The organism is Prauserella sp. PE36, assembly GCF_003311655.1.
GTDB lineage: Bacteria > Actinomycetota > Actinomycetes > Mycobacteriales > Pseudonocardiaceae > Prauserella_A > Prauserella_A endophytica.
In genome coordinates this window covers 24,427-34,367 of record NZ_QEQT01000075.1, presented here as the reverse complement: position 1 = coordinate 34,367, position 9,941 = coordinate 24,427, and the positions used below count along the sequence as shown (strand labels likewise).

General features: G+C 68.1%; 9 protein-coding genes. 4 read left to right on the top strand and 5 right to left on the bottom strand.

Annotated elements, in window-relative coordinates:
* The 3 genes from DI005_RS20785 to DI005_RS20775 all read left to right on the top strand — a co-directional run.
* A partial coding sequence (locus tag DI005_RS20785; RefSeq protein WP_199543032.1) for a hypothetical protein occupies positions 1 to 382 on the top strand: 382 nt, incomplete at its 5' end.
* Positions 383 to 836: 454 nt separating this feature from the next.
* Entirely contained in the window at positions 837 to 1,088 is a 252-nt protein-coding gene (locus tag DI005_RS20780; RefSeq protein WP_147263888.1) for a hypothetical protein, read from the top strand.
* Position 1,089: 1 nt separating this feature from the next.
* The gene (locus tag DI005_RS20775; protein WP_113643213.1) at positions 1,090 to 1,485 is read left to right on the top strand and encodes a hypothetical protein; all 396 of its coding nucleotides are present in this window, start codon (positions 1,090 to 1,092) and stop codon (positions 1,483 to 1,485) included.
* On the opposite strand, the gene DI005_RS20770 is transcribed toward DI005_RS20775, so the two are convergent.
* From DI005_RS20770 to DI005_RS20755, 5 genes are all read right to left on the bottom strand, one after another.
* The gene (locus tag DI005_RS20770; protein ID WP_113643212.1) at positions 1,486 to 2,145 is read right to left on the bottom strand and encodes a hypothetical protein; all 660 of its coding nucleotides are present in this window, start codon (positions 2,143 to 2,145) and stop codon (positions 1,486 to 1,488) included.
* Positions 2,146 to 2,714: 569 nt separating this feature from the next.
* Positions 2,715 to 3,185 (bottom strand): helix-turn-helix transcriptional regulator, encoded by a 471-nt coding sequence (locus tag DI005_RS20765; RefSeq protein ID WP_147263887.1) that lies wholly within the window; start codon positions 3,183 to 3,185, stop codon positions 2,715 to 2,717.
* A 140-nt stretch (positions 3,186 to 3,325) separates the two neighbouring features.
* The gene (locus DI005_RS20760; RefSeq protein ID WP_158559854.1) at positions 3,326 to 4,297 is read right to left on the bottom strand and encodes a nucleoside hydrolase; all 972 of its coding nucleotides are present in this window, start codon (positions 4,295 to 4,297) and stop codon (positions 3,326 to 3,328) included.
* The gene (locus DI005_RS38255) at positions 4,294 to 5,508 is read right to left on the bottom strand and encodes an MAB_1171c family putative transporter (RefSeq protein WP_158559853.1); all 1,215 of its coding nucleotides are present in this window, start codon (positions 5,506 to 5,508) and stop codon (positions 4,294 to 4,296) included. The genes DI005_RS20760 and DI005_RS38255 overlap by 4 nt, the downstream gene beginning before the upstream one ends.
* Before the next feature lie 30 nt (positions 5,509 to 5,538).
* Positions 5,539 to 5,952 (bottom strand): hypothetical protein, encoded by a 414-nt coding sequence (locus DI005_RS20755; protein ID WP_147263886.1) that lies wholly within the window; start codon positions 5,950 to 5,952, stop codon positions 5,539 to 5,541.
* Between the two features lie 291 nt (positions 5,953 to 6,243).
* Here DI005_RS20755 and DI005_RS20750 point away from each other — a divergent pair, with 291 nt between their 5' ends.
* Positions 6,244 to 9,582 carry an error-prone DNA polymerase gene (locus DI005_RS20750; RefSeq protein ID WP_199543031.1) on the top strand — a complete coding sequence of 1,113 codons (3,339 nt, stop codon included), beginning with the start codon at positions 6,244 to 6,246 and terminating at the stop codon, positions 9,580 to 9,582.
* Positions 9,583 to 9,941: the final 359 nt, after the last annotated feature.

The window sequence follows — 9,941 nt, the reverse complement described above, 5'->3', positions numbered from 1 at the left end:
CCCCGGTCCGCCGCCCGCTGGCGCGGACGAGGACGAGCTGGCCGGCCACGACGACCAGGTGACCTATGCCGAGCGGCAGCGGGACTCCTTCGAGGAGGAGATCCGCATGCAGATCGAGCACTCCGAGCACTACTTCGACCCGGTGCTGTACGAGATCCGCAGGGCACAGCACGAGATGCGGGAGGCCGAGCACCGGATGCGGCTGCTGGTGGCCTACGGCAGGGAGTTCGTCACCCCCCGGCCGTATCAGCTCAAGGAGCTCGCCGAGGCCACCGGCATGTCCATCTCGGGCACCCGCAGCGCCTACGACGAGGACGAGATCTCCCAGGTCGCCGATCGACTTGGGCGCCCGCCGCGCACAGCCAAGCGGGAGGAACAGTGATCGAGCACGTCCCCACTGCGGCGATCGAAGCGGCCTGCACGTGCAGCGAGCCTTGGTCTGCGCTCGCGGTAACCCGCGACGACGGCAGCACCATCGAGGTGATCGCCTCCGAGACTCCGGGTGCACTCGCGCTGCTGTACTACGCGCAGTGCGTGAGTTGCGGCGCCCGCTATCCCGGCCCGTTCCGACTTCCGCCCAGCGATACTCGCGCCTGCCCGGCACGTCGACCGACACCAACCCGCGAGAGCTCACCCCGCCAGAATTCCAGCGCGGCACGGTTCTGCCGCTAGCCACTGCCAGGCTGCAGGCCTGAGCGACTTGGAACCGGCACGGAGGAACCGATGGCATCGGATCTGCCCGGAGCTGATCCGGCACCGCGGCGGCTACGCCGCACGTGGAGCCGCTGCTAGGTCGCGACGAAGGCAGCCGCAACCACGACCGAAAGGCCCCGCACGTGAGAACCCCGATCTGGAAAACATTCATCGCACTGGAAGGCGAGTGCGACACCGTGATCACCGATCCCCCCGAGCGGGTCCTGGAGGTCATGGTGATCGACGGCCTGGCCTGCATGGCCGTACGCCCCGTCGACGAGCACGACAACATCGGCGACCCGATCGCCACCTTCGACGTCGACGTCGACAACCTCGTCACCGTGCTGCGGGCTGGGGTCACGGCCTCGCCCTACCCCGAGAACAAGGCGGCCTGACATGCCCTCCAGCGGGTCGCCCCCGGCCGGGACCGACCTGGCCGCTGACGGCGAGCAGGTGCGCGACCTGTACTACGAGCGCGCGCACCTGCTCGCCGTGCTGGCCCACCGGCTCGCACGCGAAGCCGTCATCGCCTACAACGATCCCCGCGAGCCCGCGTTGCCCGTGCTCTACCTCGACACCGCTGCGGGCCAGATCAGCTGGCACCTCAACCCCAAGCACCTCTCTCTGTTCGACACCGTGCCAGTGGTCCAGCCCAGCGACCCCCGGGCGGCGTGGGATGGACACGACAAGAACACCGCACTGACACGACTGCGCGCACTGGCACAGCTCACCTCACCCGCAGGGGAAAGCACGCAAACCGACCCGGTGACGCTGTCCAGCGACATCGGCTAACTACTCGGCGGGGTGCTGTGGCTGTGGATACCACTGATCAAACACCGGCATTCGCGCTTCACGAAGCGCGGTGCTGCGCAGGTCGATGAGGTGGACTTCCCGCCAGGGAAAGAAGCCGATGCGCTCTAACAGGACTGCCATGCGCATGCTGGCGAGTTCGGCGCTGACCGCGTCCGGGCAGACTCGGCGGAAGTCCAACGGGGAGACCCGGCAGGCGGCAACTCTGGCGGTGGGCGCGAGGATTCGCAGGGCTGCGGCCAGCAGCGGTCCGCCGAGCCCGTGCCCGCGCCAAGCCCGGGCCAATTCGATCGAGCGCACGATGACCATGCGCGGCGGGCCTTCGGTGAGCGCGGTGTCCAACTCGGAATGCAGAGTGCCGTCGAGATCGATGACCGTCTCGGCGATGAATTCCAGCGCCCACTCCCCCAGCATCGTCGAGTCGAGCAGATTGCGCTCCCGCGTCAGGTCCGCGATGACCAGGGTGATGTCGCCGACGTGCCGGTGCCGCAGGTCGGGCACGCTCAGATCCCAGACGTCGGCCGAGACGTCCCAGCGTTCGGGGAGGTGGTCCTCGTCATCGGTGTGCCACCACAGCCGGTCGTGCGCAACCCGCAAGCGGACGTTCAGCGGGTTCGCGGGCAGTCCACGCATGTCCGGCATCGCCTCCACCTCGCCTTGCTCGCACCGGTTCGCGGCTGGGGCCGGACCTGACAGAAACCGACCGGCTTAGCGCATGCGCTTTAGTTCATGCTCTAAGTGAGCTACTGGCAACGACCTTCCGCCCGTTTCACCCGAATGTCATAACCGCTGGTTTTATCAGGTGAAACTAGGCGACGGTGGCGACCAGGGTTCAAGAAGTTCCCAGCTGGAGTTGTCCTCTTCGGTGGGAGTTATCCACAGATTTCCGCAGGCCGTACAGGTCGTCGCGCGGTCGTGCAACGGTGGGCGGCATGACACAGAACCACGAAAACGTTCAGCCACTCCAGCCCTACGAGCCACCCGCGGTCCCGGCGACCGAACTGCTGCTCACCACGCTGGCGCGTAGCGCTGGAGGACCGACTTGGGCTCACCGACGCACGCGCAATCACGCAGAACAAGGCCGGGTTCCCCCGAGCAACTGACCTGGCCCGGCACGCCAAGCGGCAGCCGGAATGACCGTCGTTGCCCGGGAACCGTCCCGATCGGGTGGGCGCCTCCGGCGCGCCAGCGCGGCGCCGGAGGCCTTACTGCTATCCGTTTTTGCGTCGGCGCCGCTGCTCACGGGGCTGCTTGTTGTAGGCGTGCAGGCGTTCGATCATCCCGTCGATGACCTGTAGCTCCTCGGGCGTCAGCGTCATGACCCGCTGCGCCACGCGGCGGTGCTCAATGCCCTGCCGGGGATCCGCCGAGGCGGGATCGAAGCCCTGGCCACCGGTCGCATCTTCCTGCTCGGTCCTGCTGTGAAACTCGGCGATGACCCTGTCGGTGGTCTCGTCATTGGAAAAGAAGTCGCTGGGTACCCCATAGAACTGGGTGATCTTCTGCGTGATCGGCTCGCGCGGGTAGCCACGCCGACCCTGCTTGAGCTGCCAGATGTACTGGCGCGTCATTCCCAGCGCCTCAGCAACCTCACTATCACCATAGGGTCCGCGCTCGGGTGGATGGATGTGGTTGTTCAGCCACGTGTACTTCTCGGCGAACGTGCGGGGAAGCTTGGTCAAGATTGGCTCCGAGGGTGACTGACAGTAACCCGCAGACCGTACTCCGTTAACACGGGCCGTCTACAGCTGTTTACAGGGTCCTGCCAGGAGCGAGGGAAGTCAAATCGGGAGACGGGTGCGGTCTTCACGACGTACCGCTGTTAGCAGACCGTTTTCTGGTCGCCGCGCACTCCCGGTGTGAGTCTCCGCTCGCGCCAGCGTGCCGCCACTGGACCACGGAGGGCCCCGTGGAGCTGGGTAAACAGCGAGCGCCGGTCCGCGGTATGGGCAATCGCGACCGGCTGGCGCGTACCGGACTCGAAGGGCACGATCCGGCCACGCTGGTCGCCGTTGAGCTCGACACGCAGGCACTGACGCTCGTAGGTCGCGATCTGCGGGTCGAGCAGGATGGCGGCGGCCAGGGCATCGTGCATCGCAAAGGAGGGCAGCCGGTGGCCGCAGGCCAGCAAGCGCTGTGCGACGCGGCGACCCGGCCCGCCGCGATGCGCGAGGTGGTGCAGCCACAACCGCGTGACAGTGACGTCCCGGGTGATATCCAGCGGGACCAGCGTCAGGTCACCGAAACCGGCACCCAGAACGATGTCAGCTGCCTCCGGGTCGTGCCAGATGTTGCTCTCGGCGGTCGCGCTGGCATTGCCACCGACACGGTAGGCGCCGCCCATCATGACGACCCGGCGCACGAGATGCGGCAACTGCGGGTCCGCGTGCACAGCCTTGGCCAAGTTGGTCAGCGGGCCGAGAGTCAGCACCGACAAGCGGCCGGCGTGCATCCGCGCGGCGGCCAGCAGCTGCTCCACCGCGCTGGCCTTAGCTGGATGACCTCGCGGCGCACCTGCGAGTTTGCCAAGCAGATCCGCCGGGTGCGCCAGATGCAGCGCCTGCTGAAGCGGGCGACTCGCCCCGGACGCAACCGGCGTGGTCTCCATGCCTGCCAGCTCGAGCACGCGCACGGCGTTGCGGGCGGCGGTATCGGCGTCGACGTTACCGTGGACGGAGCCGACGCCTACGATCGTCACGTTCGGGTCATGGGCCAGCAGCGCCAATGCGAGCGCGTCGTCGACGCCGCCGTCCTGGTCGACGACGACGGTGAGCTCTTCAACTGGTTTGGTCACGGTGCAGAGTCTCCAACGGTGCTGCGGCGGAAGCTTTCGACGATGGGTGAGCTGCGCAGGGCCTCCGACACGGCCACGAGCCATTCGACCTCGGCGGCGAAGTCCTCTGGCTGCGGCGGAGCAAATGGAGGGTCGGCGTGCGGTGGTGCGTGCACCCGCCCGAGTGCGGCGGCGATCTCGGCCGCTTCGGCGGCCGCGTCGCGCTGAAGGCCCACCAAGCCCGCGTCCGTGGCCGCCGCACGAGCTCGACGAGCAGTGGCCTCGTCCCGATAGGGCGCCAAGTGCAACAAGGCATCGCGGATCTCCACCACCAGATGCGCCAACCGTCCATGACGCACGTCCCATCCGGACAATGACGCATCTCCTCTGCTGCGGTGCTTCGAAGGAAAGGCGTCGGTGAGCGCCAGCCACAGCGGCAGCAGCCCGCGTTCGGCCCGGCGGTGGCCGAGCCGATGCCAGAGCCGGTCGAAATGGGTCACCGAGTAGGTCGCCACGAAACCCAGCACCGCCAATACCGCGGCGATGGCGGGCGAACCAATCGCGATGAAACAACTCATATCGGAGAACGCGGACAGACACACGCCGGTCTCCCCACCGGCTCCTTGTCGCACGTCGGTGGCCGCGTTGCGAAACACGATGAAGATCGTGGCCGCGTTGTGAGCGACTGCCACGATCGCGGCCGCCGACATCACGTGCAAACCCACCCGCATCGTGCCCTTGGTCCGGCGCGCGAATCGGTGGAACTGCACCGCAAGCTCGAAGACGGTCCCACCGAAAAAGACGGCATAGACCAACGTGTAGACGATCAGGGTGTTGTCGATCGCGTAGAGCCCATCGAAGGAGCCGGTCAGTTCGACCGGATGCGGTAGGGCGAACATCGTCACCATCGTCGCGATCGCGGCGACCAGCACGATCGCCCGCCGCACGACCTTCCTCCGCGCCGCAACGGGTGCGTAGTTGATGTGCAGTACCAGCGCCCCGGCCGCGAACATGCCCACCAGGGTCGAGCAGTTGCCCAGGAGTTTGAAAAGATCACTCACGTACTGGTTGACCCATGCTTGAGAGTGCGGCGCGAACACGGCGAAGGTGAAGGTCATCGCTGCCATCAACAGCACGCTGTAGCGCACCGCGGGCACGTTCTGTGTACTGCGCAGGCGGCGGATGCGCAGGAGCATGACGGCAAACGTGCACACGGCGATGCCGTAGGACATGACACTGGCTGACATCGTGCAGATCCGTGCTTAGCCGAGCGCCTGCTCCACCCTGCGGGTGAAGTCATCGACGGCACGACGTGGACGCCGCTCGATCTCCGCCATGAAAAGGCGGGCGAACTGTTCTGCCTGCCACTCGTCGTGAGGGTCTTGGCGACCCGTGGCATGCCCGAAAAGCATGTGTCCGACCTCATGCAAGATGATCACGTCCTGGTGCCAGCTCGTCGTGTTCGTCGCGTACACCACGACGTCGTGGTCGGGGTGCGGCTTCCACCCCCCGGTGCTGGACCCGGGCTGCCACTCCATGGCGCACAGGTCGATTGGCCGACCACCCCGCTCGGCCTCCAGCTTGTCCAGAAACACGTCGACGTCCCAGGGATCAGGAGCCAGCGCAAGCACCTGCTGCACCAGCTCGTGCACCTGCCGCAGCTCGCTCCTTCTCATGCACCCTCCGACAACACACGTAAACCCTCTGTCAGAGAAGTGTCCCGACAATCACCCGTAGATACCAATTTCGGGCAATTCACCAGCTCCGATGAGTGATGTGCGTCACGCAAGAGGCGCAACGCGGATGCCGCGGAGTTAGGACGAGTAGCGACTCGAGCTGGAACAACTCAGCACCCACCAGTTGCGTCGACCCCCCAGAGAGTCATACTTAGAACAAGTGTTCGAATGGTGTCAGCTTCCCCCTGGCATCGGCACGTCTCGGCGTGCTGCAGGAGGGGAGCGAGTGACGTGGCGTTCACCAGCGGTCACGGGTCCAGCTGGAGCGAGCTGGAGGGCAAGCTCTCGGGCCGGGTGCTGACCTCGGCCGATGGGCATGACAGTCCGACATCACGGCAGTCCCGGGACGGCTACGTGCCCCCAGACGATCTCCTTGGCCCGCGCCGGGGCTCGGACGATCCCTCCGATGTCGCGCGGGTGCCGTATGCGGAACTGCACTGCCATTCGAACTTCAGCTTCCTGGACGGCGCCAGCCACCCGGAGGAGCTGGTGGAGGAGGCCGCCCGGCTGGGTTTGGATGCGTTGGCGATCACCGATCACGACGGTCTTTACGGTGCGGTGCGGGCCGCGAACGCGGGGCGGGAGCTGGGGGTGCGGATCGTCTACGGCGCCGAGCTCAACCTCGACCGCCCCGGCGAGCGCTCCGGGCCGACCGACCCCGGCGGCGAGCACCTGCTCGTGCTCGCCCGCGGCACCGAGGGCTACGCCCGGCTGTGCCGGGTGATCTCCTCAGCGCACCTGCGTGGCGGGGAGAAAGGCCGCCCGATCTACGACCTGGACGAGGTAGTCGGCGAGCTCGCCGGGCACGTGCTGGTGCTGACCGGCTGCCGCCACGGCGCCGTGCGCGCCGCCCTCGGCGTACAGGCCGAGCACCCCGACGCCGCCCGCACCGCCCTCCGACGGCTGGTAGCGCAGTTCGGCGCCGAGCACGTCGCGGTCGAGCTCACCACCCACGCCGGGCCGCTGGACTCCACCCGCAACGACCTACTGCACGGCCTGGCCCGCGAACTGCGGCTGCCGGTCGTGGCGACCACCGCGGCGCACTACCACCACCCGCGCCGGGTGTATCTGGCGCAGGCCATGTCTGCGGTGCGGGCCCGGCGGTCGCTGGCCGAGATGGAGGGCTACCAGCACGCCGCCGGCGTCGCCCACCTCAAATCCGGCACCGAGATGCAGTACTGGTTCGACCGCTGGCCCGGCGCCGTACAGAACGCCGCCCTGCTCGGCGTCGAGCTCGCCCTGGACCTCGACCTGATCGCACCAGACCTGCCGCCCTTCCCCGTACCCGACGGGCACACGGAGGCCAGCTGGCTGCGCGAGCTCACCCTGCGGGGCGCGGCCGAGCGCTACGGCCCACCAGAATCCGCACCGCAGGCGTACCGGCAGCTGGAGCACGAGCTGGCGGTGATCGAGCAGCTCGGCTTCCCGGGCTACTTCCTGATCGTGTGGGAGATCGTCGACTTCTGCCGCCGCCACACCATCCTCGTGCAGGGCCGGGGCTCGGCCGCGAACTCCGCGGTCTGCTACGCGCTCGGGATCACCAACTGCGACCCCGTCCAGTGGGGGCTGCTGTTCGAGCGGTTCCTGTCCCCGGAGCGGGACGGCTACCCCGACATCGACCTGGACATCGAATCCGACACCCGCGAACAGGTCATCCAGCACGTCTACCAGCGCTACGGGCGCCGCAACGCCGCCCAGGTGGCCAACGTGATCACCTACCGGGCCCGCTCCGCGGTGCGCGACGCCGCCCGCGCCCTGGGCTACTCGATCGGGCAGATCGACGCCTGGTCCAAGACCGTCGACCCCTGGTCCACCGTCGCCGGCGCGGCCGCCGAACCCGACCCGGAGCACGACATCCCCCGCGACGTCCTCGGGCTGGCCGCCGCCTTCGAGGGCTCCCCCAGACACCTCGGGATCCACTCCGGCGGGATGGTGATCTGCGACCGCCCCGTCAGCGAGGTGTGCCCGGTCGAGCACGCCCGCATGGAGAACCGGACCGTGCTGCAGTGGGACAAGGACGACTGCGCCGACGCCGGCCTGGTCAAGATCGACCTGCTCGGCCTCGGCATGCTCTCGGCCGTCCACTACGCGATCGACCTCATCGCCGAACACGAGGACATCGCGGTCGACATCGCGAAACTCCCCCTCGACGACCCCGCCGTGTACGACATGCTCTGCGACGCCGACAGCGTCGGGGTGTTCCAGGTCGAATCCCGCGCCCAGATGGCCACCCTCCCCCGCCTGAAACCCAGGACCATGTGGGATCTGGCGGTGGAGGTGGCGCTGATCCGGCCCGGCCCCATCCAGGGCGGCGCCGTGCACCCCTACCTGCGCCGCCGCGACGGCGAACCCTGGCAGCACCTGCACCCCGCCATGGCCGGCGCCCTGGACCGCACCTACGGCGTGATCCTGTTCCAAGAGCAGGTCATGCAGCTCGCGATCGACGTCGCCGGATTCACCGCGGCCGAGGCCGACTCGCTACGCCGGGCGATGGGCTCCAAACGCTCCCACCGCAAGATGGAGCGCCTCCGGCGACGCTTCCTGGAGGGCGCGGCCGCCAACGGTCTGGTCGGCGCGGACGCTGAGCGGCTGTTCGCGCAAATGGCCGCCTTCTCCGACTACGGCTTCCCCATGTCGCACGCCTTGTCGTTCGCGCACCTGGTGTTCGTCTCCGCCTGGCTCAAGCGCTACCACCCGGCCGCGTTCTGCGCCGCACTACTACAGGCGCAGCCGATGGGCTTCTACTCACCTCAGTCGCTGGTGGCCGATGCCCGACGGCACGGGGTGCGCGTGCACGGCGTCGACGTCAACGCCAGCCTCGCGCACGCCACCCTGGAGCCAGACCCCGACTCGACCGGCGGGCACGCCGTCCGGCTTGGCCTCGGCTCGGTACGCACTCTTGGCGACGAGCCCGCCCAGCAGATCGTCGACGAACGCCACCGCGGCGGCCCGTATGGCAGCGTCGCCGACCTCGGCCACCGCGTGAACCTGACCCGCCCGCAGATGGAAGCCCTCGCCACCGCCGGCGCCTACCGCGCCCTCGAAACCTCACGCACCGCGGCGCTGTGGTCGGCAGGCGAGGCGGCCCGGCACCGGCCAGGCATGATCCCCGGCACCAGCACCACCACCGTCCCACCACAATCGCTACCCGGGATGAACGCCTGGGAGCTGATGGCCGCCGACATCTGGGCCACCGGCATCACCCCCGACCGGCACCCCGTGGAGATGCTGCGCGCCCAACTCGACCGGCTCGGCGCCCTGCCCACCGGACAGCTCCGCGATATCCCATCCGGGACCCGGATCCAGGTCGGCGGCGCGGTCACCCACCGGCAGAGCCCGCCCACCGCCGGCGGGGTCACCTTCCTCAACCTCGAAGACGACACCGGCATGGTCAACGTCGTCGTCTCCCAAGGCTTGCGCCGCAAGTACCGGCACGCCGTGCGCACCGCCTCCGCGCTACTGGTGCGCGGCATCCTGGAAGCCGGCAACGGCGCGATCAACCTCGTCGCCGACCAGCTCACCCCGCTCGACATGCGCCAACTCGCCACAACCTCCCGAGACTTCCACTAGGGACCCGCGCCACGCACAGCCCCTAACGGTCGTCCAGGTCTGGTCCACTTCTGTGTCATCCTGAGCATCCGCCTACCGGTATCGGGTCGCCCTGGAGAGCGTCGAAAGCGGCCGGTCTTGACTCGTGCAGCGGTGGGCTTTCCGCGCTGCTCAAACAGGTCGCTAGGCCTGAGCCGTTGGCGCGGGGTCCGGAGCTCCGCGCAAATGCCGACAACCCTTGACCACGGTTATCTGTCGCACGACCCAGAACCGACCGGCGGGGAAGCCCACGCACAGCAACGAGCGCTGCTCCCTTTGGTGCATGGTTGGGTGTTGCTCGGTCGCGGCTGGTGATGGCAGCCATACAGTCGCGGGTATGA